General features: G+C 71.5%; 23 protein-coding genes. 16 read left to right on the top strand and 7 right to left on the bottom strand.

What is annotated here, in order from left to right; translation table 11 throughout:
* Positions 1-64: 64 nt before the first annotated feature.
* On the top strand, positions 65-892 hold the full coding sequence (locus tag AMK22_RS29015) for a sulfurtransferase (RefSeq protein ID WP_073789869.1): 828 nt from the start codon (positions 65-67) through the stop codon (positions 890-892).
* A gap of 244 nt (positions 893-1136) precedes the next feature.
* Here the strand turns inward: AMK22_RS29015 and sepH are convergent, their stop codons facing one another.
* Positions 1137-2195 (bottom strand): septation protein SepH, encoded by a 1059-nt coding sequence (gene sepH / locus AMK22_RS29010; protein WP_073789920.1) that lies wholly within the window; start codon positions 2193-2195, stop codon positions 1137-1139.
* A 498-nt stretch (positions 2196-2693) separates the two neighbouring features.
* Between sepH and AMK22_RS29005 the strand changes: the two genes are divergently transcribed.
* Positions 2694-3764: a hypothetical protein gene (locus AMK22_RS29005; RefSeq protein ID WP_073789867.1), complete on the top strand. Its 1071-nt coding sequence runs from the start codon at positions 2694-2696 to the stop codon at positions 3762-3764.
* A 98-nt stretch (positions 3765-3862) separates the two neighbouring features.
* Here AMK22_RS29005 and AMK22_RS29000 read toward each other — a convergent pair whose 3' ends face one another.
* Together AMK22_RS29000 and AMK22_RS28995 are read right to left on the bottom strand one after the other, a co-directional pair.
* Complete coding sequence (locus AMK22_RS29000; protein ID WP_073789865.1) at positions 3863-5185, bottom strand: D-arabinono-1,4-lactone oxidase; 1323 nt, start codon at positions 5183-5185, stop codon at positions 3863-3865.
* A complete protein-coding gene (locus AMK22_RS28995) occupies positions 5142-6389 on the bottom strand; it encodes an MFS transporter (RefSeq protein ID WP_073789863.1) in 1248 nt (415 codons plus the stop codon). Before AMK22_RS28995 ends, AMK22_RS29000 begins: the two co-directional genes overlap by 44 nt.
* A gap of 254 nt (positions 6390-6643) precedes the next feature.
* On the opposite strand from AMK22_RS28995, the gene AMK22_RS28990 reads away from it, so the two are divergent.
* Both AMK22_RS28990 and AMK22_RS28985 read left to right on the top strand, forming a co-directional pair.
* Complete coding sequence (locus AMK22_RS28990) at positions 6644-7771, top strand: ferrochelatase (RefSeq protein ID WP_073789861.1); 1128 nt, start codon at positions 6644-6646, stop codon at positions 7769-7771.
* Positions 7772-7894: 123 nt separating this feature from the next.
* Complete coding sequence (locus AMK22_RS28985; RefSeq protein WP_073789859.1) at positions 7895-8710, top strand: inositol monophosphatase family protein; 816 nt, start codon at positions 7895-7897, stop codon at positions 8708-8710.
* A gap of 145 nt (positions 8711-8855) precedes the next feature.
* On the opposite strand, the gene AMK22_RS40225 is transcribed toward AMK22_RS28985, so the two are convergent.
* Positions 8856-9029 (bottom strand): hypothetical protein, encoded by a 174-nt coding sequence (locus tag AMK22_RS40225; RefSeq protein WP_199883344.1) that lies wholly within the window; start codon positions 9027-9029, stop codon positions 8856-8858.
* Between the two features lie 397 nt (positions 9030-9426).
* On the opposite strand from AMK22_RS40225, the gene AMK22_RS28980 reads away from it, so the two are divergent.
* The 4 genes from AMK22_RS28980 to AMK22_RS28965 all read left to right on the top strand — a co-directional run bounded on the left by AMK22_RS28980 (position 9427) and on the right by AMK22_RS28965 (position 13010).
* Complete coding sequence (locus AMK22_RS28980; RefSeq protein WP_073789918.1) at positions 9427-10080, top strand: response regulator transcription factor; 654 nt, start codon at positions 9427-9429, stop codon at positions 10078-10080.
* 6 nt (positions 10081-10086) lie between these two features.
* Positions 10087-11316 carry a sensor histidine kinase gene (locus AMK22_RS28975; RefSeq protein ID WP_073789857.1) on the top strand — a complete coding sequence of 410 codons (1230 nt, stop codon included), beginning with the start codon at positions 10087-10089 and terminating at the stop codon, positions 11314-11316.
* A 404-nt stretch (positions 11317-11720) separates the two neighbouring features.
* The gene (locus AMK22_RS28970; protein WP_003965732.1) at positions 11721-12017 is read left to right on the top strand and encodes a DUF4193 domain-containing protein; all 297 of its coding nucleotides are present in this window, start codon (positions 11721-11723) and stop codon (positions 12015-12017) included.
* 12 nt (positions 12018-12029) lie between these two features.
* Positions 12030-13010 carry a hypothetical protein gene (locus AMK22_RS28965; protein ID WP_073789855.1) on the top strand — a complete coding sequence of 327 codons (981 nt, stop codon included), beginning with the start codon at positions 12030-12032 and terminating at the stop codon, positions 13008-13010.
* A 70-nt stretch (positions 13011-13080) separates the two neighbouring features.
* Here AMK22_RS28965 and AMK22_RS28960 read toward each other — a convergent pair whose 3' ends face one another.
* Complete coding sequence (locus AMK22_RS28960) at positions 13081-13536, bottom strand: DUF3093 domain-containing protein (protein ID WP_073789853.1); 456 nt, start codon at positions 13534-13536, stop codon at positions 13081-13083.
* A gap of 58 nt (positions 13537-13594) precedes the next feature.
* On the opposite strand from AMK22_RS28960, the gene AMK22_RS28955 reads away from it, so the two are divergent.
* The 7 genes from AMK22_RS28955 (at position 13595) to AMK22_RS28925 (ending at position 20569) form a co-directional block, all read left to right on the top strand.
* Complete coding sequence (locus tag AMK22_RS28955) at positions 13595-14179, top strand: PaaI family thioesterase (protein WP_073789852.1); 585 nt, start codon at positions 13595-13597, stop codon at positions 14177-14179.
* Positions 14179-14712: a dUTP diphosphatase gene (gene dut, locus AMK22_RS28950; protein ID WP_073789850.1), complete on the top strand. Its 534-nt coding sequence runs from the start codon at positions 14179-14181 to the stop codon at positions 14710-14712. The genes AMK22_RS28955 and dut overlap by 1 nt, the downstream gene beginning before the upstream one ends.
* Before the next feature lies 1 nt (position 14713).
* Positions 14714-15487 carry a DUF3710 domain-containing protein gene (locus AMK22_RS28945; protein ID WP_073789849.1) on the top strand — a complete coding sequence of 258 codons (774 nt, stop codon included), beginning with the start codon at positions 14714-14716 and terminating at the stop codon, positions 15485-15487.
* A 417-nt stretch (positions 15488-15904) separates the two neighbouring features.
* Positions 15905-15994, top strand: a complete 90-nt coding sequence (gene kdpF, locus AMK22_RS28940) for a K(+)-transporting ATPase subunit F (protein WP_073789847.1) — start codon at positions 15905-15907, stop codon at positions 15992-15994.
* A gap of 7 nt (positions 15995-16001) precedes the next feature.
* Entirely contained in the window at positions 16002-17666 is a 1665-nt protein-coding gene (kdpA, locus tag AMK22_RS28935; protein ID WP_073789845.1) for a potassium-transporting ATPase subunit KdpA, read from the top strand.
* Between the two features lie 26 nt (positions 17667-17692).
* Positions 17693-19789 carry a potassium-transporting ATPase subunit KdpB gene (gene kdpB / locus AMK22_RS28930; RefSeq protein WP_199883343.1) on the top strand — a complete coding sequence of 699 codons (2097 nt, stop codon included), beginning with the start codon at positions 17693-17695 and terminating at the stop codon, positions 19787-19789.
* Positions 19790-19900: 111 nt separating this feature from the next.
* Positions 19901-20569, top strand: a complete 669-nt coding sequence (locus AMK22_RS28925; RefSeq protein ID WP_073789842.1) for a potassium-transporting ATPase subunit C — start codon at positions 19901-19903, stop codon at positions 20567-20569.
* A gap of 92 nt (positions 20570-20661) precedes the next feature.
* Here AMK22_RS28925 and AMK22_RS28920 read toward each other — a convergent pair whose 3' ends face one another.
* Both AMK22_RS28920 and AMK22_RS28915 read right to left on the bottom strand, forming a co-directional pair.
* Complete coding sequence (locus AMK22_RS28920; RefSeq protein ID WP_073789840.1) at positions 20662-22098, bottom strand: M1 family metallopeptidase; 1437 nt, start codon at positions 22096-22098, stop codon at positions 20662-20664.
* Between the two features lie 152 nt (positions 22099-22250).
* On the bottom strand, positions 22251-23192 hold the full coding sequence (locus AMK22_RS28915; RefSeq protein WP_073789839.1) for a M20/M25/M40 family metallo-hydrolase: 942 nt from the start codon (positions 23190-23192) through the stop codon (positions 22251-22253).
* 419 nt (positions 23193-23611) lie between these two features.
* Between AMK22_RS28915 and AMK22_RS28910 the strand changes: the two genes are divergently transcribed.
* Complete coding sequence (locus tag AMK22_RS28910; protein ID WP_073789837.1) at positions 23612-26155, top strand: sensor histidine kinase; 2544 nt, start codon at positions 23612-23614, stop codon at positions 26153-26155.
* Positions 26156-26208: the final 53 nt, after the last annotated feature.

Below are 26208 nucleotides of genomic sequence, written 5' to 3'. Positions count from 1 at the left end.
TAGGTCCGGTTCCGTGGTGTGACGGTGTTACGGGTGGGACCGCTCCTGCGCGAGGATGGTTTCCATGAAGCCGATCATCACCGCGCCCGAATGCGCGAGCGAGCTGGCGGGGCCACGTCCGCCGGTGCTCCTGGACGTACGTTGGCAGCAGGGCGGCCCGCACGGCCGCCCGGACTACGAGGCCGGACACATCCCGGGCGCGGTCTTCGTCGACCTGGACGCGGACCTCGCCGGTTCGGCGGGCAGTGGTGGACGCCACCCCCTGCCCGACCCCGAGGAGTTCGGCGCGACCATGCGCAGGGCCGGTGTCCGCGCGGACACCCCGGTGGTCGTGTACGACGGCGGTCAGAGCTGGGCGGCGGCCCGCGCCTGGTGGCTGCTGCGCTGGACCGGGCACGAGAACGTCCGGGTGCTGGACGGCGGCCTCGCGGCCTGGGAGGGGAAGCTCGACAAGGAGATCCCCACGCCGGACGAGGGCGACTTCCGGCCGGTGCCCGGCGCCGTGCCGCTGCTGGATGCCGACGGGGCGGCGGCGCTGGCCCGGTCGGGCCTGCTGCTCGACGCGCGGGCCGCCGCACGCTACCGGGGCGAGGTGGAACCGATCGACCGGGTGGCCGGCCACATCCCGGGCGCCGTCTCGGCCCCGACCACCGAGAACGTGGAGGAGGACGGCCGGTTCCTGCCCGCCTCCTCGCTGGCGGCCCGCTTCGACGAGCTCGGCGCCGACCGGGCGTCCGAGGTCGGTGTCTACTGCGGCTCGGGCGTCTCGGGCGCCCATGAGGTGCTGGCCCTGGCCGTCGCCGGGATTCCGGCGGCGCTCTACGTGGGCTCCTGGTCCGAGTGGACCGCCGACGGGACCCGCCCGGTCGCCACGGGCCCCGATCCCCGCTGACGCGAGGCGCGCCGGACTGAGCGCGGCGTACGGCCGGGACGCGGTCCGGCCGTACGCTTCTCCCGTCGCTTCTTCCATGTCACGCGTGTCTTTCGGACCGTGCGCTTCCTCCGCGCCGTGCGCCGCTTGCGTGCGGTGCGTCGCTTCCGGGACACCTGTTTCTCCCGCGCCGCGCGCGCAGGACACGGCACGAGGGCCCGTACGCCGTGGCGTACGGACCCTCGTCATGCTGCGGTCGCCCCGTTCAGTCCTGTTTCTTTCGGCGCGTGCCGAAGACGATCTCGTCCCAGCTCGGCACCGCGGCCCGGCGGCCCGGCCGTACGCCGTCGGCCTCGGCCTGTCGGTCCGTGGTCCCGATCAGCCGGTCGCGGTGTCCCGCCACCGCCCGCGGCATCAGCACATCCGCGTAGGCGGAACCGGCACCCGCGGAGGCGGCCGCCGCGGGCGGCTCGTCGGCCTCCGGCTCCTCCGCGACCGGGTCCGGGGCGGGAGGCTCGGGCCGTTCCGGGACGACCATGTCGCCGCGGAAGCTCGGAACCGCCTCCAGCAGGCTGGTCAGCGAATCGCGTTCACCGGACGAGATGCCGCCCACGTGCTCCTCGGGGTCGGGCACGGGGGCCGGAACCGACGGGCGCTCCAACGGGCGGTCCAGGGAGCGGTCCAGCGGCCGGTCGCGGGGCAGCCGCGCGATCCGGGGCACGAACGGGAAGGTCGGCTCGGGCGCGGCGACCTCGTCGGTCTCGCCGATCAGCGAACGCGCCTCGTCGTCCACGGCCTGGACCAGCCGGCGCGGCGCGTCGTACGTCCAGCTCGCCGAGTGGGGTTCGCCCGCGACCCGGTAGACCAGCAGGACTTCCCAGGTGCCGTCGTCACGGCGCCACGAGTCCCACTGGACGGTCTCCTTGTCGGCGCCGCGCAGCAGCAGCCGCTCCTTCACCGCCTCGCCGAGCAGGGGGCCGGTGTTCTCGCCGGGACGGCGTACGGGCGTCTTGCGGGCGCGCTCTGCCATGAAGGCGCGTTCCGCGAGGACAGGGCCCTCGAAGCGGCGGACACGGTCGACCGGGATCCCAGCGAACTGGGCGACCTCCTCGGCGGAGGCGCCCGCCCGTATCCGCGCCTGGATGTCGCGCGGGCGGAGGTGGCTCTCCACCTCGATCTCGATCTGGCCCAGCCGCGCACGGTCGTTGCGCACGGCGGCTCGCAGCCGCTCGTCGATCGGAAGCGTGTACTCCGTGTTGTCCGCAGCCTTGAGCACCAGTCGTGTGCCGTCGTTGGAGACGGCCACGACACGCAGTTCGGGCATGGGGACCTCCCGGGTGGTGCCTGCCGACGTCACGTGCGTCGCTGCTTCCGCTAGTCGAGTGTGGCCTGCCCGGGTGCAGCCTGCCACAACATTGCCGTGTTGCCCGGTGTGTCGAGCGTGAGCCCTTGACCGCCGGTATGACACGGTGACCCATTGTGCAACATGAAGTGACTTCTGGTCACATCATGTAGCCGGTCCCCGTGGGATGCCGCGGCGCCGCCGGATCGAGTGCCTCCTTGCGGCCCCCTTCCCGAAGATCCCGGACACCCGTGCGGGAATCCGGCTCAGGGCTCGTCACAGTACTCCATTCGGGCCACGCGAGTGGACCGCCGCGCCGTCGAAGTTGTCGTCGGGTGCGGCAGTTGAGCTACCCAGTCGGGGGTCGTATGCCCCTCGTGCGTGTCCTGCTTCACAGAATCTCCCGAAGCGGAACTAATCACTTCGCTCAGATGTCCCTTTCTGTTGCATGGTGGGAGAGATGTCAATCAAGGGCTGGAAATGGTGCAGAAGCCGGAAAGTGACACGGATCCCAAGGAAAAGCGAATAGATCTGAGCCTGCCGCAAGTGGCGGGCAGCGCCGTGGCGGCGGTCGCCGCGGCGGTGGCGGCCTCCCAGTTGGGCGTCTACGGAACGATCCTGGGCGCGGGGGTGATGAGCGTCGTCGCCACGTGCGGCGGTTCCGTCTTCCAGCACTTCTTCCGCCGTACGGGGGAGCAGATACGCGAGGCCACGGTTCAGGCGAAGCACCAGGGCCGCGAGGCGGCCGGGCGGAACCGGAGGGCGGGCGACGCGCGGGCCTCGCGGGGGGAACGGCGGTCCTCGCCGGAGCCGGGCCACGACGGGGTCGAGGACGCCACGACGGTGCTCCCCGCCGTGGACGCGACAACCGTGCTCCCCGCCGTCGACGCCACGACGGTGCTGCGTGCCGTGGACGCCACGACCGTGCTGCGTGCCGTGGACACCGATCAGGACCCCGCCCGGCCGACCGGGCCGTTCGGCGCGACCCGGCCGCTCGCGGCGGTCCGCCCGGGCCGGGACGGGGCGCCCGACGAGGAGTTCTCCGAGGCCACCACGCACGGCACCCGGTTCCGGGGCTGGAAGCGCTCCGCTGCCGGGGCGGCCGTGGTCTTCGTCGTGGCCATGGCCGGGATCACCACGTACGAACTGGTCTCCGGGGGCGACCTGAGCGGTGGCCGGGGCACCACCGTGGGCTCCGTCGTACGCGGCGGGGGACGGGACTCCGGGACGAACGGCCCCGCGCCGTCGACCGACACCGGCCCGGACCGGGACCGGACGCCGGGGCAGGAGAGCGGCGAGGCCCCCGGCACGGCGCCGGGCGGCGGGCAGAGCCGGAACCCCGACTCCGGTCAGGACGGCCGCGCCCCGGACGATCCGGCGCCCAGCCCCACGCGGCCCGGCGACAGCGGCGAGGGGACCGGTCCGTCCCCGGCGACCACACCCGCCCCGTCGGCCCCCGGCGACGGCGGCGTCGCCCCGCAGCCCACGGATGCCGGGCAGGCCCCGGCGCAGGGCGGACAGGCCACCACCGGCACCGACACCGGCCGATGAGACCGAGGGGCGGTGCCCTCCGGCACCGCCCCCTCGGCCCGGCCTCCGGCCGCACGAGGGCGCTTCGACGACAAGCCCTACTAGTGCCGGGAGCGGCACTAGTCGCCCAGCACCCGGCGCAGGTAGGCGTTGCCGAACAGCCGGTCCGGGTCGAGCCGGTCGCGTACGGCGGTGAACTCGCCGAAGCGCGGGTAGACCTCGGCGAAGTACTCCGCGTCGCGGGTGTTGATCTTGCCCCAGTGCGGGCGGCCGGCATGGGCGGTCATGATCCGCTCGACGGCCGTGAAGTACGCCTGGTAGGGCGTGCCCCGGTACATGTGGACGGCGATGTACACACTGTCCCGGCCCGAGGCAGTGGAGAGCGCGATGTCGTCGGCGGGCGCGGTGCGCACCTCCACCGGGAAGCTGATCCGCAGCGGAGAGCGATCGACCATCGCCCTGACCTCCCGCAGTGCCTCCAGGGCGGCCTCGCGCGGCACGGCGTACTCCATCTCCACGAAGCGCACCCGGCGCGGACTGGTGAAGACCTTGTAAGGAATGTCGGTGTACGCACGAGCCGAGAGCGCGCGGCTGGAGACCCTGGCGATCGACGGGATCGTCGCGGGGAACGCCCGGCCGACCGCACAGGCCGCCTGGAAGATCCCGTTGGAGAGGAGTTCGTCCTCGATCCAGCCGCTGACCTTCCCGGGAGGCGCGGCCGGTCCCGCGCTGCGGTTGTTGCGCTTGGTGTTGCAGTTGCCGGTGTGCGGGAACCAGTAGAACTCGAAGTGCTCGTTCTCCGTGACCAGCTGGTCGAAGTCGGTCGTGACCCGGTCGAAGCCCATCGGCTCCTCACGGGCCGTCAGCAGGAAGACCGGCTCCACGGCGAAGGTGATCGCCGTGACGACGCCCAGCGCGCCGAGCCCGATCCGGGCGACGGCGAAGATGTCGGCGTTCTCCTTCTCCGAGCAGGTCAGCACCCGCCCGTCGGCGGTGACCAGTTCGAGGGCGCGGATCTGCGCGGATATGGACCCAGAGTCGCGGCCGGTGCCATGGGTGCCGGTCGACGTGGCACCGGCGACCGTCTGCTTCATGATGTCGCCCATGTTGGTGAGCGAGAGGCCCTCCCTCGCCAGGACGGTGTTGAGCCGCTCCAGCGTGGTGCCGGCCCCGACGGTCACCGTCATCGCCTCGCGGTCGATCTCCCGGATGCCGGCGAGCAGGTCGGGGCGGATCAGCAGTCCGTCGGTGGCCGCCACCGACGTGAAGGAGTGCCCCGAGCCGACGGGTTTCACCCGCAGGCCGTCCTCGGAGGCCCGGCGCAGCGCCTCGGCCAGTTCGGGCGCGGAGGCGGGCGTCACGGCCCGCGCCGGACGTGCCGTGACGTTCCCCGCCCAGTTACGCCACGCGCTCGTCGTCGTCCGTGCGCCGGTTCCGGTCATCTTCCCCACGCCCTCCCGTAGCGGCCGGCCCGCTGAGCCGGCGGTACCCCAGGAACGCCACCGCGGCCGCGAGCGCTCCCGCCACGGCGGGCACCGCGTACCCCGCCTCGGCCCCGGAGGCGTCTACCACCCAGCCGGCGGCCGAGGAGCCGAGTGCCACGCCGACGGCGAGCCCGGTGCTGGTCCAGGTCATGCCCTCGGTCAGTGCGGTGCGGGGTACGTGCTGCTCTACGAGGGCCATGGTGGTGACCATCGTCGGTGCGATGGCGAGGCCCGCGACAAAGAGCGCCACGGCCAGGAACGGCAGGCTCCCGGCCAGTTGGAGGGGGATCATACTCACGGCCATCGCACACACGCCCAGCAGCCACCGGGTGGACGGCTTCCCGCCCGGCCGCAGCAGGCCGAAGACGGCCCCGGCCACGCAGGACCCCAGGGCGTACACGGCCAGGACGAGACTCGCCGCCGCCTTGTGCCCCTGCTCCTCGGCGAAGGCCACCGTCACCACGTCGATCGCCCCGAAGATCGCCCCGGTCGCCATGAACGTCACCACGAGCACCCGCAGGCCCCGGGAACGCATCGCGGAACCGCCGGTGTGCTGCTCGCGCGGGTGCGGGACCGGTTCGGTGGCGCGCTGCGCGGTCAGCCAGACCACGCCGACCAGCAGGAACACCGCCGCGAGCAGCGGACCCGCCTCCGGGAACCAGGACGTGGACAGGCCGATCGAGATGATCGGCCCGAAGATGAAGCACACCTCGTCGACGATCGACTCCCACGAGTACGCGGTGTGCAGCCGCTGCGGCGAACCGCGGTAGATCTCCGCCCAGCGGGCCCGGATCATCGAGCCCACGCTGGGTACGCAGCCGGCGCCCGCCGCGAAGACGAAGAGCGTCCAGTCCGGCAGCCGCTGCTGCGCGCAGACGAGGAGCCCGGCCACCGCCGCGAGCGCGACGAGCGTGGCGGGCCGCAGCACCCGGCGCTGACCGTGCCGGTCCACGAGCCGGGAGATCTGCGGCCCGATCACGGCCGCCGACATCGCCAGCGTCGCGGAGAGCGCCCCGGCGAGTCCGTAGCGGCCGGTGAGCTGGGAAACCATGGTCACCACGCCGATGCCCATCATGGACAGCGGCATCCGGCCGAGGAATCCGGCCGCCGAGAACCGCTTGGTGCCGGGGGCGGCGAAGATCGCGCGGTAGGGACTGGGCAAGGAAGGCTCCGGGGCGATGCGATCGAACGTGCCTGTGACGAACGTGTCTGTGACGAACGTGTCTGTTACGCCTGAATGCGGCCGGTACAGCTTATGGGCGGGGGACGGGAGGGGAGCGGCGCGGGCCCCGGGCTCCGCGCGGGAGGCCGGGGGCGGGCACCCGGACCGGGGCGGGCGCGGGAGGCCGGGGCGCGGAGGCGGTGCCGGGGGATGTCGATGAAGCACCGTCCGAGGCGAGTGGCAGGATCGATGGCATGCCCGATCTGTGTGACCCCGCTCCCTACGACGCCCTGCTGCTGCTCTCCTTCGGCGGCCCCGAAGGCCCGGACGACGTGGTCCCGTTCCTGGCGAACGTGACCCGTGGCCGGGGCATCCCCGAGGAGCGGCTGAAGGAGGTCGGCCGGCACTACTTCCTGTTCGGCGGCGTCAGCCCGATCAACGCCCAGAACAGGGCGCTGCTGGACGCCCTGCGCAAGGACTTCGCGGAGCACGGCCTGGACCTGCCGGTGTACTGGGGCAACCGCAACTGGGCGCCCTACCTCACCGACACCCTGCGCGAGATGGTCGCGGACGGCCGTCGCCGCATCGCCGTCCTCGCCACCAGCGCCTACGCCTCCTACTCCGGCTGCCGGCAGTACCGCGAGAACCTCGCGGAGTCGCTGGCCGCCCTGGAGGCCGAGGGGCTGCCGGTGCCCCGCGTCGACAAGCTGCGGCACTACTTCAACCACCGCGGGTTCGTGCGGCCCATGGTGGACGGCGTCCTCGCCTCCCTGGCCGACCTGCCCGAGGACGTACGGGCCGGGGCGCACCTCGCCTTCACCACGCACTCCATCCCCGTGTCCGCAGCCGACACCTCCGGCCCCGTCGAGGGACACGGCGGCGGCGGCGCCTGCGTCGCGGCCCATCTCGACGTCGCCCGTCTGATCGTCGACGCGGTGCGCGAGGAGACCGGCGTCGAACACCCCTGGCGGCTCGTCTACCAGTCCCGCAGCGGCGCCCCGCACATCCCGTGGCTGGAACCCGACATCTGCGACCACCTGGAGAGCCTGCACGGCGAGGGTGTCCCCGCCGTGGTCATGGCCCCCATCGGATTTGTCTCGGACCACATGGAGGTCCTGTACGACCTCGACACCGAGGCCACCGCGAAGGCGGCCGAACTCGGACTCCCGGTCCGCAGGTCCGCGACCGTGGGCGCCGACCCCCGGTTCGCGGCGGCCGTGCGCGAACTGGTGCTGGAGCGGGCCGGGACCGAGCGGGGGTGCGCTCCGGAGCGCTGCGCCCTGGGCGCGCTCGGCCCGAGCCACGACCTGTGTCCGGTCGGATGCTGTCCGGCCCGGGCGCCCAGGCCCGCAGCCGCGGGCGCCGACAGCCCCTACGCCTGATCCGCCCGGGGCACACCGCCGCCCCGGCCGCCCCGCCCGGGACCGAGGGCCCGCCATGGCTCTCGTCGCCCGTGCCTCACCGCAGTCCGCCGACATCCGTCGTCCGCCGACACCTGGAGCGCCGTGACCGACCCGAACCCGTCCGAACTGCTCGACCTCGCCCTGGAGGCCGCCCGTCGCGCCGGTGAACTGCTGCGCGACGGCCGCCCGGCCGACCTGGGCGTGGCCGCGACCAAGTCCAGCCCGATCGACGTCGTCACCGAGATGGACATCGCCGCCGAGAAGCTGATCACCGGCCTCCTCGCCGAACGCCGCCCCCAGGACGGCTTCCTCGGCGAGGAGGGCGCCAGCACGCCGGGCAGCAGCGGTATCCGCTGGGTCATCGACCCGCTCGACGGCACGGTGAACTACCTGTACGGCCTGCCCACCTGGGCCGTCTCCATCGCCGCGGAGCGGGACGGCGAGCGGATCGTGGGCGTGGTTGAGGCCCCGATGCGCCGGGAGACGTACTGGGCCGTGCTCGGCGGCGGCGCGTACGCCCGCGGGGCGCACGGCGAGAACACCGCTCTGAGCTGCCGGCCCGCGCCACCGCTCGACCAGGCGCTCGTCTCGACCGGTTTCAACTACGTCGCCCACGTCCGCGCGCACCAGGCGGACGTGGCCCAGCGGCTGATCCCGCAGCTGCGCGACATCCGGCGCGGCGGCTCAGCGGCCGTGGACCTGTGCGACGTGGCGGCGGGCCGCCTCGACGGCTACTACGAGCGCGGGCTCCACCCGTGGGACCTGGCAGCCGGTGACCTCATCGCCCGCGAGGCGGGGGCGTGCACCGGAGGCCGCCCCGGGCTGCCCGCCGACGGAGACCTGACGGTCGCCGCGACGCCGGGCGTCTTCGAACCGCTCCAGGCCCTCCTGGAGGAATACGGCGCCTGGCACGACTGAGGGCTGTCCCGTGGTTCCCGGTGGCGCACATCGACAGCTGCGGCGGACGGGACGGGGAGAGGCCGCAGGAGCCCGTCAGAGGCCCCCGGAGCGGCAGAAGGGCCCCGACCACCACGAACGGTGGCCGGGGCCCTCCCACGACGGTTCAGACGCCGGTGGTGCCGATCTTGACGCCGTGCTCGGCGGCGAGGCGGTGCAGGTCGTCCAGTTCGCCCTGCTCGACATCCGCGAGGAAGTCGTCGCCCGTCTCCCGAGCCCTTGTGAGGTCGGATTCGGTCGTCCTGATCCGCTGCAGCAGACCAGCGGTGAAAGCGTCCATAATGCGCCCCCTCATCGTGAGTCGGTGGCACGGGGGTGTGCCCGGGGTTTCCCTCCGCGCGGTGGCGGTAGGGCGGTGATCACGCACTCTCCGGGGACGGAGTGGCCTGTGGGACGCCACATTCGAGGCGTGATCTCGGGTGTGAATGCGTCCTCCCCGGCCCGAACCTCACAGAAACCTCAACTGGCCCGGAAATCCGGTGAATTCCTGGGGAGTCCGGGCTGGTGAACGCCGTCTTACCGCCGGTTTATGCGCGTTGCGGGCAGGATGGAGCAGCGCATGACCGTGTCGATGAGCGGTCCGCTTCACGGACCGTGTGCGCATCGGCACGTTCTGCGTTTTCGACGTGATGAAGCCTGAACGTGAAAACGTGAAATCTCTGAGGAAGGACAGCGCCGTGCGCGTACTCGTCGTGGAGGACGAGCAGCTGCTCGCCGATGCGGTGGCCACCGGATTGCGCCGAGAGGCCATGGCCGTCGATGTCGTGTACGACGGCGCGGCGGCCGTGGAGCGCATCGAGATCAACGACTACGACGTCGTGGTGCTGGACCGGGACCTTCCCCTGGTGCACGGTGACGACGTCTGCCGCCGGGTTGTCGAGCTGGGCATCCCCACGCGGGTGCTCATGCTCACGGCGTCCGGGGACGTCAGCGACCGGGTGGAGGGGCTGGAGCTCGGCGCCGACGACTATCTGCCCAAGCCGTTCGCCTTCAGCGAGCTCACCGCCCGCGTGCGGGCGCTGGGCCGGCGCACGACGGTGGCGCTGCCGCCCGTCCTGGAACGCGCCGGCATCAAGCTGGATCCCAACCGGCGGGAAGTGTTCCGCGGCGAGACCGAGATCCAGCTCGCGCCGAAGGAGTTCGCCGTGCTGGAGGTCCTGATGCGCAGCGAGGGCGCGGTCGTCTCGGCCGAGCAGCTGCTGGAGAAGGCGTGGGACGAGAACACCGACCCGTTCACCAACGTCGTCCGGGTCACCGTCATGACGCTGCGCCGCAAGCTCGGCGAGCCCCCGGTGATCGTCACCGTGCCCGGCTCCGGCTACCGGATCTGAGCGCCGATGCCCAGCGTCCCGGCGCCCCCGACGGCGCCTCCGAAGCCCACCTGGGAGCCCAAACAGCCGGAGCCGCCGTACTGGCTGCGCCCGACCATCCGCATACGGCTCACGCTGCTCTACGGCGGCATGTTCCTGATCGCGGGCATCCTGCTGCTCTCGATCATCTACATGCTGGCCGCCCAGGCCCTCCACGTGGGCAGTGAGCTGCCGTTCAGGATCGTGAGCGGCCGGATCGTCAGCGACGTGTGCAACTTCGGCACGAACCCCACGCCGGACGCCATCAACGCGGCGATGAACTCCTGCGTCAACCACCAGCGGCAGCAGGCGCTGGACACGCTGCTGAACCGGTCGCTGCTGGCCCTGGTCGGCCTCAGCGTCATCGCGTTCGCCTTCGGCTACGCCATGGCGGGCCGGGTGCTCTCCCCGCTGGGCCGGATCACCCGCACCGCCCGCCGGGTGGCCGGAACGGACCTGTCCCGCCGGATCGAGCTGGACGGCCCGGACGACGAGCTGAAGGAACTCGCCGACACCTTCGACGAGATGCTCGACCGCCTGGAGCGCGCCTTCACGGCCCAGCAGCGGTTCGTCGGGAACGCGTCGCACGAACTGCGCACGCCGCTCGCGATCAACCGCACGCTGCTGGAGGTGCACCTCTCCGACCCCCAGGCACCGACGGAGCTCAAACAGCTGGGGAAGACCCTGCTGGCCACCAACGAGCGCAGCGAACAGCTGGTGGAGGGCCTGCTGCTGCTGGCCCGCAGCGACAACCAGATCGTCGAACGCAAACCGGTCGACCTGGCCGAGGTCGCCTCGCGCGCCATCGACCAGACGCGCGCCGAGGCCGAGGAGCGGGGCGTGGAGATCCGCGGCGAGCGGTCCCCGGCCGTCATCCAGGGCAACGGCGTCCTGCTGGAGCGGATCGCGCTGAACCTCGTGCAGAACGCCGTGCGCTACAACGTGCCGGAGAACGGCTGGGTGGAGGTCACCACCACGCTGCAGTCCGGCCACGCCGTGCTGGTGGTCTCGAACACGGGGCCGGTGGTGCCCGCCTACGAGATCGACAACCTCTTCGAGCCCTTCAGACGGCTGCGTACGGAGCGGACGGGGAGCGACAAGGGGGTCGGGCTCGGCCTGTCGATCGCGCGGTCCGTGGCGCGCGCCCACGGCGGCCGTATCGTCGCGGAACCCCGTGAGGGAGGGGGCCTTGTGATGCGCGTCTCACTGCCCGTCTGAGCGCGCCGACGCGGCGAATCGTACCCGAAGTACTTTGTTCGCTTTGGGCGGAATTTTCGTAACCTGTGACCAAGGCGCTCATGTGTGATCGATCACAGAAAAGAATTTCTATACGTCAACGCTCCGTGATGGGCGCGCGCGCCGGAAATCCCGCAAAAGCCGGGGTTTTCGGGGCCTGATATCACGGGAAGTACACGGGGTGGCGCCCGTGAAGCGCGCCGCGAGGGCCGTGTACGGTCCCCATCGCCACCCAGACCGATCACTCCCGAGCGGTCCTTTTGGGTGTCGATTGAGTAACAGACCTTGATGTGAGGCAAAATCTCCGCCTCGGGTCGGGCACAAGTCCGGCCTCTCACGCGTTACGTGCGCTGAGACACCGCAGACACCCAGAGGGGGAGAGCGACATGGCAACCGATTACGACACTCCACGCAAGACCGACGACGACGTCGATCAGGACAGCCTCGAAGAGCTCAAGGCGCGCCGCAGCGACAAGACGGCCTCCGCCGTCGACGTCGACGAGTTCGACGCCGCCGAGGGCCTGGAGCTGCCCGGCGCGGACCTGTCCAACGAGGAGCTGGCCGTCCGGGTCCTGCCGAAGCAGGCCGACGAGTTCACGTGCATGAGCTGCTTCCTCGTGCACCACAGGAGCCAGCTGGCACGGGAGAAGAACGGTCAGCCGATCTGCCGCGACTGCGACTAGGTCGAGTCGGCCGTGACAGGCGACAAACCGTCCCGGAGGCGACGCCTGCGGCGCAAGAAGTCGTCGGAGGCGAACCAGGGCGGAACAGGCCCGGCGAAAGGCGTGGTGACGCCCGCCGGGCGGTCCGCCCTGTCGCCCTCCCCGGGCGAGCGGTACGACGAGCGAGGCCGGTCGGCCTCGCTCGAAGCAGCCGCGGCATTCGAAGCGGTGACCGCACAGGGGAGACATGAAGGAGCCGGCCCGGCCCACGGGGCCGGACAGCTCGACAGAACGGGGCCCCGGACCGCAGGGGGCCGTCTGAGCTCGGTGAAACGGGGTGTGCGCAAGGGTAGGGAGGGCGCCAGGATCGCGATCGGTCACATCGCCGACCTGATCATCGAGTCCGCTCCCCGCGTCCCCGTGCGCGACCTCGCGACGCTGCGCAAGCAGTTCCCGGGCCTCGGCCCGGAGGACCTCGCCGACAAGCTCGTCGCGGGTGCGAGCAGGGCGAGCGCCGCCGTCGGCGCCGGTATCGGCGCGGCGGCCATGATGCCGGTGCCGCCCGCGATGCTCACCGAACTGACGGCGGAGATCACCGCCGTGGCCGCGATCGAGCTGAAGCTCGTCGCGGAGCTGTACGAGGTCTACGGGCTGCGCCCGCCGGGCGGCCTCACCCAGCGGTCCACCGCCTACCTCACGTCATGGACGGAGGAGCGCGGCATCGACGTCGCCCAACCCATGACGATCAACGCGGCGCTGGGCGGCCGGATGAAGCGCGAGCTGCGCCAGCAGATCACGAAGCGCATGACGCGCGATCTGCCGAACCTGATCCCGTTCCTGGTCGGTGCCGCCGTCGGCGCGGTGATGAACCGGCGCGACACCCGGAAGCTCGCCGACAAGATCAGGAAGGACCTGCGCGAGCGCCGGGTCCCCTGGGACCGGCTGCCGGAGCTGCCGCCCCTGGAGCGGGCGCGCGGCCCGCGCAAGGGGCCGCGGAAGGAACCGGAGAACTGATCCGCGGGCCCCGGGAACACCGAAGCCCCGGACACGGCCCCGCGGGGGCCGGCCGGCGCGGGAACCCCGGTCAGGAACGCGCCGAGCCCAGGGCAGCGACCAGCGCCTGCGGTTCCCGGGTCGAGAGGTAGACGTACGGAGTCGGGTCCTGCGGGTCGGTGACCTCCACCCGGACCGCCGTCGGGATATAGCTGCGCAGCAGCATGAAGGCACGGGTGTCGGCCTTGTACGAGCGCCACGCGCGCGCCTCCTCGCCGTCCAGCACCTCGGCCTCGCCCAGCGCCGAGACCGGGATCCGCGCGTCCCCGGCCACCAGGGCACCGGCCACCACCCGGATCCTGGCCGAGCCGTACGAACTCACCGCGATCGCCGACAGCGCGCTACCGCCCGCCAGACCGGCCAGCAGGGGCACGGTGCCGAGCGGCAGCAGCATCAGCGCGCAGGCGATGCCGATCAGGAAGGCGATGAGCCACCACGAGCGGGGCGCGGTGAGCCGTTCGTCGAAAGGCGGGGTGGAAGGCTGCATGCGTCCAAGCTTGGCACGGTGCGCCCCGGCATCGGCCGCGCGGGTAAGGTCTGCGCCTGTGAGTGGAACATCTGCGGCTCTGAATCCCCCCGCCGACGCGGTGGAACCGGTACGGCACCCCGAGGCCCCGGCCCCCGGCGAACTCCTCGGCGCGCACTACGAACACTGTTTCGGCTGCGGCGGGGCACAGCCGCACGGGCTGCACCTCCAGGCGCGGGCCGGCGAGGGCGTGAGCGTCACCGCCGAGTTCACCGTGCAGGCCGCTCACCAGGGCGCCCCGGGGCTGGCGCACGGAGGTGTCCTGACCACCGCGCTGGACGAGACGCTGGGCTCGCTGAACTGGCTGCTGCGGGTGATCGCGGTGACCGGGCGGCTGGAGACCGACTTCGTGTGCCCGGTGCCGGTGGACACCGTGCTGCACCTCGACGCCGAGGTCACCGCGGTGCACGGCCGGAAGATCTACTCGCGGGCGACCGGACGGATAGGCGGCCCGGACGGACCGGTCGCGGTCCGTGCCGAGGCCCTCTTCATCGAGGTGAAGGTCGACCACTTCATCGAGAACGGCCGTCCGGCCGAGATCCGCGCCGCCATGGCCGACCCGGACCAGGTCCGGCGCGCCCGTGCCTTCGAGGTGAATCCCTGATGCGACGGCCCGTGGACGTCCTGATCCGCCGCCTCGACCCGGAGGTGCCGATTCCGGCCTATGGACACCCAGGGGACGCCGGGGTCGACCTGGTGACCACCGAGTCCGCCGAACTTGCCCCGGGCGAGCGGGCGGTGCTGCCCACCGGGGTGTCGATCGCGTTGCCCGACGGATACGCCGCGTTCGTGCACCCGCGCTCCGGCCTCGCCGCGCGCTGCGGAGTCGCCCTCGTGAATGCCCCGGGGACGGTCGATGCCGGGTACCGTGGAGAGATCAAGGTGATCGTCATCAATCTCGACCCCCGCGAGCCCGTGCGGTTCGAGCGTTTCGACCGGATTGCCCAGCTGGTTGTGCAGCAGGTCGAGATGGTGCGCTTCCACGAGGTGGCCGAGCTTCCGGGTTCGGCCCGCGGCGAAGGAGGCTTCGGATCCACCGGAGGCCATGCCTCCGCCGGAGCCGATGGCGTCGGGGACGGGATCATCCAGGGCGGGAACAGCTACGCTTCGGTCGTACCCGACCGGGAAGGACAGTGACGTGTTCGGACGTCGCAAGAAGAGTGGTTCCGCCGAGGACGTGGCGGACGAAGCGCGCGAGGCCGAACAGGTCGTCGACGAGCACGAGGGCCCCGACGCGGCCGACGACGGCCCGCGCCGGGTGAATCTCCCGCCGGCGCCGCGGCCGGACGGGCCGTGGGACATCACCGAGGTCTCCCAGCCCGGTGAGGGCCGGGTCGATCTGGGCGGCATGTTCGTGCCCGGTGTCGAGGGCATGGAGCTGCGCGTCGAGGTGGCCGGCGACGCGATCGTCGCCGCGACGGTGGTGCTGCGCGACAGCGCCGTCCAGCTCCAGGCGTTCGCCGCCCCCAAGAAGGAGGGCATCTGGGGCGAGGTCCGCGAGGAGATCGCCACGGGCATCACCCAGCAGGGCGGGATCATCGACGAGATCGAGGGTCCGCTGGGCTGGGAACTGCGCGCCCAGGTCCCAGTACAGCTCCCGGACGGCACGAGCGGCGCACAGCTGGTGCGCTTCGTCGGTGTCGACGGCCCGCGCTGGTTCCTGCGCGGAGTGATCTCCGGTCAGGGCGCCGTGCAGCCGGAGGCCGCCGGGCTGCTGGAGACGATCTTCCGGGACACCGTGGTCGTCCGCGGCGACGGCCCGATGGCGCCCCGCGACCCGATCGTCCTCAAGCTTCCCAACGATGCCCAGATGGTGCCCGAGGGCGTCCAGCAGGAGGACCAGGAGAGCTCCCGGTTCTCCGGCGGCATGGGCCAGCTCCAGCGCGGCCCGGAGATCACCGAGGTGCGCTGAGCGGACTCGGCGACACGGGCCGCGGCCCGTGCCGAATCGATCCGAGGCCGGTGGGCCGTACCCCCTTTGCGAGGGGGTACGGCCCACCGGCCTTTTCGCGTTCGGGAGAGAGCCGGGGGCGGGACGTGCGGGGCGGCGGGACATGTGTGAGGCGGGGAGCGGGCCGGGCCCAGAGGCGCGCGAGGAGCGCGCGTAGGGGGCGCGTATGGGGCACGTATGTGCTCCGTCAAAGGCCGTCCGAACGCCGTAAGGAAGCCATCAACGCACGTCGGAACGGCACCCATGCCGGGTTTGCTCAAGAGGTCAGAGAATTCCGTACCTCATCCAGGAGCACACGATGGCTGATCCGGCCTTCGTCGTCACCACGATCGCGGTGTTCGCGCTGGTGGCCCTCGTCGCCAAGGGGGTGGCCAGGCTGTGACCGCCGAGAACGTCGTCGGCCTCGTCGTGGCCGTCGCCCTGCTGGGCTATCTCATCCTCGCCCTTCTGCACCCGGAGAGGTTCTGAGCCCGATATGAGCCCCGTCCTCGCCGGAGCGCTCCAGGTTCTCGCGCTCGTCGTGGCGCTGGGCCTGGTGTACCGCCCCCTGGGCGACCACATGGCCCGCGTCTACTCCTCCCGGAAACACCTCCGGGTCGAGAAGTGGATCTACAAGGCCATCGGCGCCAACCCGGACACCGAGATGCGCTGGCCCGCCTATCTGCGCGGTGTGCTCGCCTTCTCCGCGGTGAGTGTCCTCTTCCTCTACCTCCTCCAGCGGCTCCAGGGCAGTCTGCCCGGATCGCTGGGCTTCGCCTCGATCGACCCCGACCAGGCGTTCAACACTGCCGCGTCATTCGTCGCGAACACCAACTGGCAGTCGTACGCGGGCGAACAGGCCATGGGCCACGTCGTCCAGACCGGCGGCCTCGCGGTGCAGAACTTCGTCTCGGCGGCCGTCGGCATCGCCGTCGCGGTCGCCCTGGTTCGCGGCTTTGCCAGGTCCCGCACCGGCGAGCTCGGCAACTTCTGGGCCGACCTGGTGCGCGGCACCGTGCGCGTCCTGCTGCCGATCTCCGTGGTCGGGGCGCTGGTGCTGGTCGCCTGCGGTGCCGTGCAGAACTTCTCCGGCGTCCACGAGGTCGGCCAGTTCCTGGGCGGCTCGCAGCAGTGGCGCGGTGGCGCGGTGGCGTCGCAGGAGGTCATCAAGGTTCTGGGCACGAACGGCGGCGGCTACTTCAACGCCAACTCGGCCCATCCGTTCGAGAACCCCGATGGACTGTCCAACCTTTTCGAGATCTTCCTGATACTCGTCATCCCGTTCGCGCTGACCCGGACGTTCGGCCGGATGGTCGGTTCGCCCAAGCAGGGCTACGCGATCCTGGGGGCGATGGGCGCCATCTGGCTGGGCTTCACCGCCCTGATGATGTGGACCGAATTCGCCCACCACGGGCCCGCGTTCGACGTCGCGGGCGGCGCGATGGAGGGCAAGGAGACCCGGCTGGGCATCGCCGGGTCGTCGATCTTCGCCGTCGCCACGACACTCACGTCCACCGGCGCGGTGAACTCCTTCCACTCCTCGTACACCGGCTTCGGCGGCGGGATCACGCTGCTGGGCATGCAGCTGGGCGAGGTCGCGCCCGGCGGCGTCGGGTCCGGTCTCTACGGCATGCTGATCATGGCGATCATCGCGGTGTTCATCGCGGGGCTGATGGTCGGCCGCACACCGGAGTACCTCGGCAAGAAGATCGGCACCCGCGAGATGAAGCTCGCCGCCTGCTACATCCTGATCACCCCGGCCCTGGTGCTCTGCTTCACCGCCCTGGCGGTCGCCCTGCCCACGCCGCCCCACTCGATCCTGAACCCCGGCGCACACGGGTTCTCCGAGGTGCTGTACGCGTACACCTCGGGCGCCAACAACAACGGTTCGGCGTTCGCCGGGCTGAACGCGGACACGCAGTGGTTCAACACGACGATCGGCCTCGCGATGCTGCTCGGCCGGTTCCTGCCGATGGTCTTCGTCCTCGCGCTCGCCGGCTCCCTCGCCGGGCAGCGGCCCGTACCGGCGACCGCGGGAACCCTCGCCACGCACCGGCCGCTCTTCAGCGGTCTGCTGGTCGGCACGGTCCTGATCGTCACCGCGCTGACCTACTTCCCGGCCCTGGCGCTGGGACCGCTGGCCGAAGGGCTGGCGTCATGAACTCCCGTACGAAGCAAGAGGACCCGATGTCCCATGTCACTCCGGCCCGGGCACCGCACCGGGACACGCCCACGGGCCGCACGGGCGAAGGACGCGTCGGCGGGGGACTGTTCGCCCCCCGGCAACTGCTCACCTCGCTCCCGGACGCCGTGCGCAAGCTCGACCCGCGGTCGATGGCCAAGTCCCCGGTGATGTTCGTCGTGCTGGTCGGGTCGGTGTTCACCACCCTGCTGGCCTGCCTGGACCCGGGCGACTGGTTCGGCTGGGCGATCGCGGCCTGGCTCTGGCTGACCACGATCTTCGCCAATCTGGCGGAGGCGGTCGCGGAGGGGCGCGGCAAGGCGCAGGCGGACACCCTGCGCAAGGCGAAGACCGACACCGTCGCCCGGCGCGTCACCGACCACGGCGAGGAGCGGGTGCCGGGCACGGACCTGCACGTCGGCGACCTGGTGGTCTGCGAGGCGGGCGACATCATCCCCGGCGACGGTGACGTCGTCGAGGGCGTCGCGAGCGTCGACGAGTCCGCCATCACGGGCGAGTCCGCACCGGTGATCCGGGAGTCGGGCGGCGATCGCAGCGCCGTCACCGGGGGCACCAAGGTGCTCTCCGACCGCATCGTCATCAAGATCACCACCAAACCCGGCGAGACCTTCATCGACCGGATGATCGCCCTGGTCGAAGGGGCCGCCCGGCAGAAGACGCCCAACGAGATCGCGCTGAACATCCTGCTCGCGTCCCTCACCATCGTCTTCCTGCTCGCCGTCGTCACCCTCCAGCCGTTCGCGGCCCACGCCGGCCGCGAGCAGTCGATCATCGTGCTGACCGCGCTGCTGGTCTGCCTCATACCGACGACCATCGGCGCGCTGCTCTCCGCGATCGGCATCGCCGGCATGGACCGACTCGTGCAGCGCAACGTGCTCGCGATGTCGGGACGCGCCGTCGAGGCCGCCGGGGACGTCTCGACCCTGCTGCTCGACAAGACCGGAACGATCACCCTCGGCAACCGGCAGGCGTCCGAGTTCGTCCCCGTCAAGGGCACGACGGCGGCCGAGCTGGCCGACGCCGCCCAGTTGTCCTCACTGGCCGACGAGACGCCCGAGGGACGTTCGGTCGTCGTGCTCGCCAAGGAGAAGTACGGCCTGCGCGAGCGCCACCACGGCGAACTGCGACAGGCCACCTGGGTCCCGTTCACCGCCCAGACCCGCATGTCCGGCGTGGACATCGACGGACGCAGCGTCCGCAAGGGCGCGAGCGGTTCCGTCGTCGGCTGGGTCGAGGCACGCGGCGGCACCGTCTCGCCGGACGCGCGGGAACTCACCGACAGGATCTCCGAGGCCGGCGGCACCCCGCTGCTGGTGGCGCTGGAGGACGAGAAGGGCGCCCGCGTCCTGGGCGTCATCCACCTCAAGGACGTCGTCAAGGAGGGCATGCGGGAACGGTTCGACGAACTGCGCCGGATGGGCATCCGGACCGTCATGATCACCGGCGACAACCCACTGACGGCACGGGCCATCGCCGAGGAGGCGGGCGTCGACGACTTCCTCGCCGAGGCCACGCCCGAGGACAAGATGGCCCTCATCAGGCGGGAGCAGTCCGGCGGCAAGCTCGTCGCGATGACGGGGGACGGCACCAACGACGCCCCGGCGCTGGCCCAGGCGGACGTCGGCGTGGCCATGAACACCGGAACCTCGGCCGCGAAGGAGGCCGGGAACATGGTGGACCTGGACTCCAACCCGACGAAGCTGATCGAGATCGTGGAGATCGGCAAGCAGCTGCTCATCACCCGCGGCGCGCTGACGACGTTCTCCATCGCCAACGACGTAGCGAAGTACTTCGCGATCATCCCGGCGATGTTCGCGGCGGTCTACCCGGGCCTGGACAAGCTCAACATCATGCAGCTGTCCTCGCCGCAGTCCGCGATCCTCTCGGCGGTCGTCTTCAACGCGCTGATCATCGTCGCGCTGGTCCCGCTCGCCCTGCGGGGCGTGCGCTACCGGCCCAGCAGCGCCGACGCGATGCTCCGCCGCAACCTCGGGATCTACGGCCTTGGCGGCCTGGTCGCCCCGTTCCTCGGCATCAAGGCCATCGACGTGATCATCTCCCTCATTCCCGGGCTGCACTGAGCCCACGTCCGGGTTGCACCGAGCCCATGTCCGGGTCGGGTCGAGCCGTCGTCCCCCGGGACGGGTTCTCTCTCCCGGACCCAACCGAAATCAGGAATCGGCTGAGCTGCCATGAACGAATCCGTAGCGAACACCGCCCGGTTGCTCTGGGCCGGGCTGCGCGCCCTGCTGGTCCTCACCGTCGTCTGCGGTGTGCTCTATCCGCTCGCCGTGACGGGCATCGCCCAGGGCGTCTTCCCCCATCGGGCCAACGGATCCGAGATCACCGAGAACGGCGAGGTCGTCGGCTCCGAGCTCATCGGCCAGCGCTATGACCTGCCGCTGAAGAAGGGCCAGGCCGCGGCGGCCCCGGACCTGCGATGGTTCCAGCCGCGCCCGTCCGCCGGCCTCGGCACCAACGGCGTCAACACCCAGTACCGGCTGCTCGTCTCCGGCGCGACCAACCTGGCCGGCGACAACAAGAAGCTCGTCGACCAGGTGAAGGCCGCCAAGACCGCCGTCGTCAGGGACAACTCGGTCCCCGGGCACCCCGTCGACCCCGCCGACGTGCCGCCCGACGCGGTCACCTCCTCGGGCTCCGGCCTCGACCCGGCCATCTCCCCGGCGTACGCCCGGCTCCAGGTGCGGCGCGTGGCCGAGCGGAACCACCTTCCCGTCGCCGAGGTGGAGAGGCTGGTCGAGCGGAACACGGAGGGCAGGATCCTCGGCATCGCCGGGGAGCCGACGGTCAACGTCCTCCAACTCAACATCTCTCTCCGGCAGTTGGTGAACGACCGCTGAGAGGGAGAGGGGGGCCGTGTCGTCTCCTCCCCGACGACGCGGCCCCCGCCCGCTCCGGGCGTACCCGACCGGTCCGGTGCTGTGCGGCTGGTTCAGTGCCGTGCGGCCGGTCCGGCGAGGTCGCCCGGGTAGAGGTACCGCTCCGCAGGGATCACGGTGCCGTCGACCCACGCGGCGAAGAATCCCTTGAGGTCCTTGCCCGAGACCTTCGCCGCCAGCGCCTCGAACTGCCGGAACGAGGCGTTTCCGTAGGCGTGGTCATGGGTCCAGGTCCGCAGCGTCCTGAAGAACGCCTCGTCGCCCACCGTGCGGCGCAGGGCGTGCAGCATCAGCGAACCCTTGAAGTACAGCGCCGAGTCCAGCTCCCGGCCCGGGCCCGGATCGTAGAGCTTGACGGACCAGAACGACGGGTCGTCGCGGTAGTCCTCCACCTCGGACCGGTAGAAGTCCGTGTCGAGGTCGGCGCCCTTGTGCTCCTCCCACAACTGCCCGGCGTACTGGGCGAAGCACTCCGCGACGCAGCCGTCGCGCCAGTCCTTGAACGAGACGCTGTCACCGAACCACTGGTGGGTGTTCTCGTGGACCATCGAGGCGTCGAAGATCATCGTGTGGTACGTGGGGCGGCTCTGCGTCTCCAGGGCACCGGGGTCGTTCGTGGGCTCCTTCGCGGCCCCGACAACGATGGCGCCCGCCGAGGAGAAGGGGTACGGGCCGAACTTCGTGGTCAGGAAGTCCAGGATCTCCGTCTGTTGGTCCTCCGCCGCCGGGTCGATCTCGGCGTCCGGGCTGTACGCCGTGATGACAGGCGTCCCCGCGGCGGTCTTCCCCCGGTGGACGGTGAACCGGTCGATGGCGACCGTGCTGGCGTACGTGACCATCGGCTTGTCCTCGAACCAGCGGAAGGTCCTCCTGCCGTCCTCGACGTTCTCCGGGCCCGGCAGGCCGTTGCCGACGACCGTCCAGCCGTCGGGCACCGTCGCGGTGAGGGCGAAGGTGGCCTTGTCGGACGGGTGGTCGTTGGCGGGGTACCAGGAGGTCGCGGAGTGCGGTTCGCCCGCCACGTACGCGCCGCCGCTCTTCAGGGTGTGCCAGCCCTCGGCGTCGGGCTTCCCGGCGTACTTCACCCGCACGGTGAACGTCGAGCCCTTCGCGACCGGGCGGGCCGGGGTGACGACCAGCTTGTGGGCGCCCTCCCGGGAGAACTTCCTCGCCGGTGTGCCGTTCACGGCGACCGATGCCACGGTGAAGCCCTTGAGATCGAGGCCGAACCGGTCCAGGCCGGTCAGGGCGCGGGCGGTGACCGTGGTGTCGCCGTCGAGGCGGTCGGTGCGCGCCGGGTCGTAGGCGATCTTGACGTCGTAGTGGGAGACGTCGTAGCCGGAGTTGCCGTCGTCGGGGAAGTACGGGTCGCCGACGCCCGGACCCCCGACGGCGGCCGAGGCGGGGACGGCGGCCAGGGTGATCCCGCCGACCACGGCGGCGACGAGGGCGGTGGTGGTCCTGCGGCGGTGCTTCGAGGGTCTGCGCATGTCTCGATCGGCTCGATTCCTGGGTTCGTGATGTCCGGACTCGTGGTGTCCGGACCGGTGATGTCCGGACCGGTGATGTCTGGGGTCGCGGCTTATGGGCTGATAGGGACCGGGCTCGTGGCTCCCGCGTTCTCGGCCTTTCGGGGCGGCGGTCAGTGTCGGGGAGCGGCGGAGGCGAGCTTCCACAGCACGGCGACGACGGCGTCGGTGCTGGTCTTCTCCGTCTTCGGATCGACATTGGCCAGGTCGTCGCACGCCTCGTGGATGCAGTCCGAGATGCCGGTGCTGAAGCCGGACGACGGGATGCCCGCGTTCCCGAACGACTCGTGGTCCGAGCCGCCGACCCCGATGTCGAACGTCGGGATGCCCCGTTCGGCGAACCATGCCTCGAACGCCTGCTGGGCCTCGGTCTCGCCGCGCTCGTCGTCGTGGACCACGAGCCACGTGTCGGTGTTCCTGCTGCCGGTCTGGTCGAAGTTGAGGTAGACGTCGATCCGGCGGCGATCGGCCGCGGACAGCTTCTTGACGTAGTCCGCCGAACCGATCAGCCCCGGCTCCTCCGCGCCCCACCACGCGAACCGGAGATGGCGTTGCGGCGCGAGACCGGACTCGGCCACCTGGAGGGCGGCGGCCAGGACGGTGGCCGAGCCGGAGCCGTTGTCGTTGATTCCCGGCCCCTCCGGGACGCTGTCGAGGTGGGCACCGGTCAGCAGCACATGGTCCGGGTCGCCGCCGGGCCAGTCGGCGATCAGGTTGTGGCCGGTGGCGCCCGCGTAAGTGAAGGGGACCAGCCGGGTCCGGAAGCCGGCCCGGTCCAGGGCGCGCTTCACGTACGCCACGGACTCCGCGTACCCCTTCGTGCCGTGCGCGCGGGTGCCGCCGTTGCGGTCGGCGATGCGCTGCAGGGCGCGCAGATGCGGCATCACCTGCTGCTCGGTGACGGTCGGGACGGCGGGGGAGCGGGGTTCGGCGGCCGGGGTCTGTGCGTCGGCGGCGGTCGGGCGGGTCCGCGCGTCGGCGGGGGCCGATGACAGGGACAGGATCACGGCGAGGGCCGCGACGGCGGGCCCGGTGAAGCCCCTTCGTATCGTCATGTACACGCTTTCGAGGACGGGGAGTGACCCCGGTGGACCGGCGGACCGGCTGACCCGTCCAAGGCTGTCCGGCCGATGTCAGGAAGTTGTCGCGAAGCCGTTGGGTCGCGATCAGGGCGTCGTCGGCGGGGTGCCGCGACGAGGGCACCCCCGGTTGCGCACCACGCGGGTGACGCTGTCGGCCGTGCGCCCCGAGCGGGGAGACGGCGGCCGTGCGTCGCGGCGAGGGTGCTGCCCGCCGCGCGTCTCGGGAGAGTGAGGGCGCCGTCGGTGGCGGGACTCGCGGTCCCCGGCGTCAGAATCCTGTCAATTCGGTCCCCACCCCCGCCCCCTGCCCTATTTGCCGGGAATCGGAGGGGTAGTTTTTCGAGATGGCTGCCGCATCGGCCGCAGTCGGGTTTCGAGAAGACAATGGGGCCATGGCACGCGGCAAACTTCGGATCTACCTGGGCGCGGCACCCGGCGTCGGCAAGACGTACGCGATGCTCTCCGAGGCACACCGCCGCGTGGAGCGGGGCACCGACTGCGTCGTCGCCTTCGTGGAGCACCACGACCGCCCGCGCACCGAGGTGATGCTGCACGGTCTGGAGCAGGTCCGGCGCCGTCAGATCGAGTACCGCTCCGCCCTCTTCACGGAGATGGACGTCGACGCGGTCCTGGAGCGCGCCCCGGCCGTGGCCCTGGTGGACGAACTGGCGCACACCAACGTGCCGGGCTCCCGCAACGCCAAGCGCTGGCAGGACGTCGAGGAACTCCTGAAAGCCGGCATAGACGTGATCTCCACCGTCAACATCCAGCACCTGGAGTCGCTCGGTGACGTCGTCGAGTCGATAACCGGGGTACGGCAGCGCGAGACCGTTCCCGACGAGGTCGTCCGCAGGGCCGACCAGATCGAGCTCGTCGACATGTCGCCCCAGGCCCTGCGCCGCCGGATGGCCCACGGCAACATCTACAAGCCGGACCGGATCGACGCGTCCCTGTCCAACTACTTCCGCCCCGGCAACCTGACCGCCCTGCGCGAGCTGGCCCTCCTCTGGGTCGCCGACCGGGTCGACGAATACCTCCAGCAGTACCGCGGCGAGCACAACATCCGCACCACCTGGCAGGCCCGTGAACGCATCGTCGTCGGACTCACCGGCGGCCCCGAGGGCCGTACGCTCATCCGTCGCGCCGCCCGGATGGCGGCCAAGGGCTCCGGCAGCGAGATCCTCGCCGTCTACATCGCCCGCAGCGACGGCCTGACTTCCGCCTCGCCCAAGGAACTCACCGTCCAGCGCACCCTCGTCGAGGACCTGGGCGGCACCTTCCACCATGTCGTCGGCGACGACATCCCCTCGGCACTGCTCGAATTCGCCCGCGGCGTGAACGCCACACAGATCGTCCTGGGCTCCAGCCGCCGCAAGGCGTGGCAGTACATATACGGACCGGGCGTGGGCGCCACCGTCGCCCGCGATTCCGGCCCCGACCTCGACGTCCACATCGTCACCCACGACGAGGTCGCCAAGGGCCGCGGGCTGCCCATCGCCCGCGGCGCCCGGCTGGGCCGGGTCCGCAGCATCTGGGGCTGGCTGGTCGGCGTGGGCGGCCCGGTCCTGCTCACCCTGCTGCTGCGCGAACTGGGCAACGGCCCCGGGCTCGCCAACGACGTCCTGCTGTTCCTCTTCATGACGGTCCTCGCGGCCCTGCTCGGCGGGCTGCGGCCCGCCCTCGCGTCGGCCGCCGTCGGCTCGCTGCTGCTGAACTACTGGTTCACGCCGCCCACCCACACCCTGACCGTGCAGGACCCGGAGAACATCGTCGCCATCGTGATCTTCTTCGCGGTCGCGGTCTCGGTCGCCTCGGTCGTCGATCTGGCGGCCCGCCGCACCCATCAGGCGGCCCGGCTGCGCGCCGAGTCGGAGATCCTCTCCTTCCTGGCCGGCAGTGTGCTGCGCGGCGAGACCAGCCTGGACGCGCTCCTGGAGCGGGTGCGCGAGACGTTCGCCATGGAGTCCGTCGCGCTGCTGGAACGGCGCAGCGACGTCGATCCGTGGACCTGCGCCGGGAGCGTCGGGCCGGGGCCGGTGGCCAGGCCGGAGGACGCCGACGTGGACATGCCCGTCGGCGACCACATGGCGCTCGCGCTCTCCGGCCGGGTGCTGCCCGCCGAGGACCGCCGGGTGCTCGGCGCGTTCGCCGCCCAGGCCGCCGTCGTACTGGAACGGCAGCGCCTGGTCGACGAGGCGGAGGAGGCGCGGCGGCTCGCCGAGGGGAACCGGATCAGGACGGCGCTCCTCGCCGCCGTCAGCCACGACCTGCGCACCCCGCTGGCCGCCATCAAGGCAGCCGTCAGCTCGCTGCGCTCCGACGACGTCGCCTGGTCCGACGAGGACGAGGCCGAACTGCTGGAGGGCATCGAGAACGGCGCCGACCGGCTCGACCACCTCGTCGGCAACCTCCTCGACATGTCCCGGCTGCAGACGGGCACCGTCACCCCGCTGATCCGCGAGATCGACCTCGACGAGGTGGTCCCGATGGCGCTCGGCGGCGTCCCCGAGGGCAGTGTGGACCTGGACATCCCGGAGACCCTGCCGATGGTCGACGTCGATCCCGGGCTGCTGGAACGGGCCGTCGCCAACATCGTCGAGAACGCCGTCAAGTACAGCCCGGACGGGCAACGCGTCACCGTGGCCGCCAGCGCGCTCGGCGAACGCGTCGAGCTGCGGGTGGCCGATCGCGGACCCGGCGTCCCCGACGACGCCAAGGACCGTATCTTCGAGCCGTTCCAGCGCTACGGTGACGCCCCGCGCGGTGCGGGCGTCGGACTGGGGCTGGCCGTCGCCCGCGGGTTCGTCGAGTCCATGGGCGGCACACTGGGCGCCGAGGACACCCCCGGCGGAGGGCTCACCATGGTGCTCACGCTGAAGGCCGCACCGGGGCACGTCCCGGCCGGCCTCGACCTGCCCGCGCGGGCCGCCCCGTGACCGCGCGGGACGCCCCGATCCCCCCGCGGTCGCGGAAGACCGCAGCACCGCAG

Origin of the sequence: Streptomyces sp. CB01580, from assembly GCF_001905795.1 — a bacterium.
Lineage (GTDB): Bacteria > Actinomycetota > Actinomycetes > Streptomycetales > Streptomycetaceae > Streptomyces.
This window is presented reverse-complemented; position numbering and strand designations above follow the sequence as displayed.

Bases quoted from the DNA above. Each gene is read 5' to 3' on its own strand.
- AMK22_RS29015 (WP_073789869.1), top strand. From the start codon at position 65: ATGAAGCCGATCATCACCGCGCCCGAATGCGCGAGCGAGCTGGCGGGG.
- sepH (WP_073789920.1), bottom strand. From the start codon at position 2,195: ATGCCCGAACTGCGTGTCGTGGCCGTCTCCAACGACGGCACACGACTG.
- AMK22_RS29005 (WP_073789867.1), top strand. From the start codon at position 2,694: ATGGTGCAGAAGCCGGAAAGTGACACGGATCCCAAGGAAAAGCGAATA.
- AMK22_RS29000 (WP_073789865.1), bottom strand. From the start codon at position 5,185: ATGACCGGAACCGGCGCACGGACGACGACGAGCGCGTGGCGTAACTGG.
- AMK22_RS28990 (WP_073789861.1), top strand. From the start codon at position 6,644: ATGCCCGATCTGTGTGACCCCGCTCCCTACGACGCCCTGCTGCTGCTC.
- AMK22_RS40225 (WP_199883344.1), bottom strand. From the start codon at position 9,029: ATGGACGCTTTCACCGCTGGTCTGCTGCAGCGGATCAGGACGACCGAA.
- AMK22_RS28975 (WP_073789857.1), top strand. From the start codon at position 10,087: ATGCCCAGCGTCCCGGCGCCCCCGACGGCGCCTCCGAAGCCCACCTGG.
- AMK22_RS28970 (WP_003965732.1), top strand. From the start codon at position 11,721: ATGGCAACCGATTACGACACTCCACGCAAGACCGACGACGACGTCGAT.
- AMK22_RS28960 (WP_073789853.1), bottom strand. From the start codon at position 13,536: ATGCAGCCTTCCACCCCGCCTTTCGACGAACGGCTCACCGCGCCCCGC.
- dut (WP_073789850.1), top strand. From the start codon at position 14,179: ATGCGACGGCCCGTGGACGTCCTGATCCGCCGCCTCGACCCGGAGGTG.
- kdpA (WP_073789845.1), top strand. From the start codon at position 16,002: ATGAGCCCCGTCCTCGCCGGAGCGCTCCAGGTTCTCGCGCTCGTCGTG.
- kdpB (WP_199883343.1), top strand. From the start codon at position 17,693: ATGTCCCATGTCACTCCGGCCCGGGCACCGCACCGGGACACGCCCACG.
- AMK22_RS28925 (WP_073789842.1), top strand. From the start codon at position 19,901: ATGAACGAATCCGTAGCGAACACCGCCCGGTTGCTCTGGGCCGGGCTG.
- AMK22_RS28920 (WP_073789840.1), bottom strand. From the start codon at position 22,098: ATGCGCAGACCCTCGAAGCACCGCCGCAGGACCACCACCGCCCTCGTC.
- AMK22_RS28915 (WP_073789839.1), bottom strand. From the start codon at position 23,192: ATGACGATACGAAGGGGCTTCACCGGGCCCGCCGTCGCGGCCCTCGCC.
- AMK22_RS28910 (WP_073789837.1), top strand. From the start codon at position 23,612: ATGGCACGCGGCAAACTTCGGATCTACCTGGGCGCGGCACCCGGCGTC.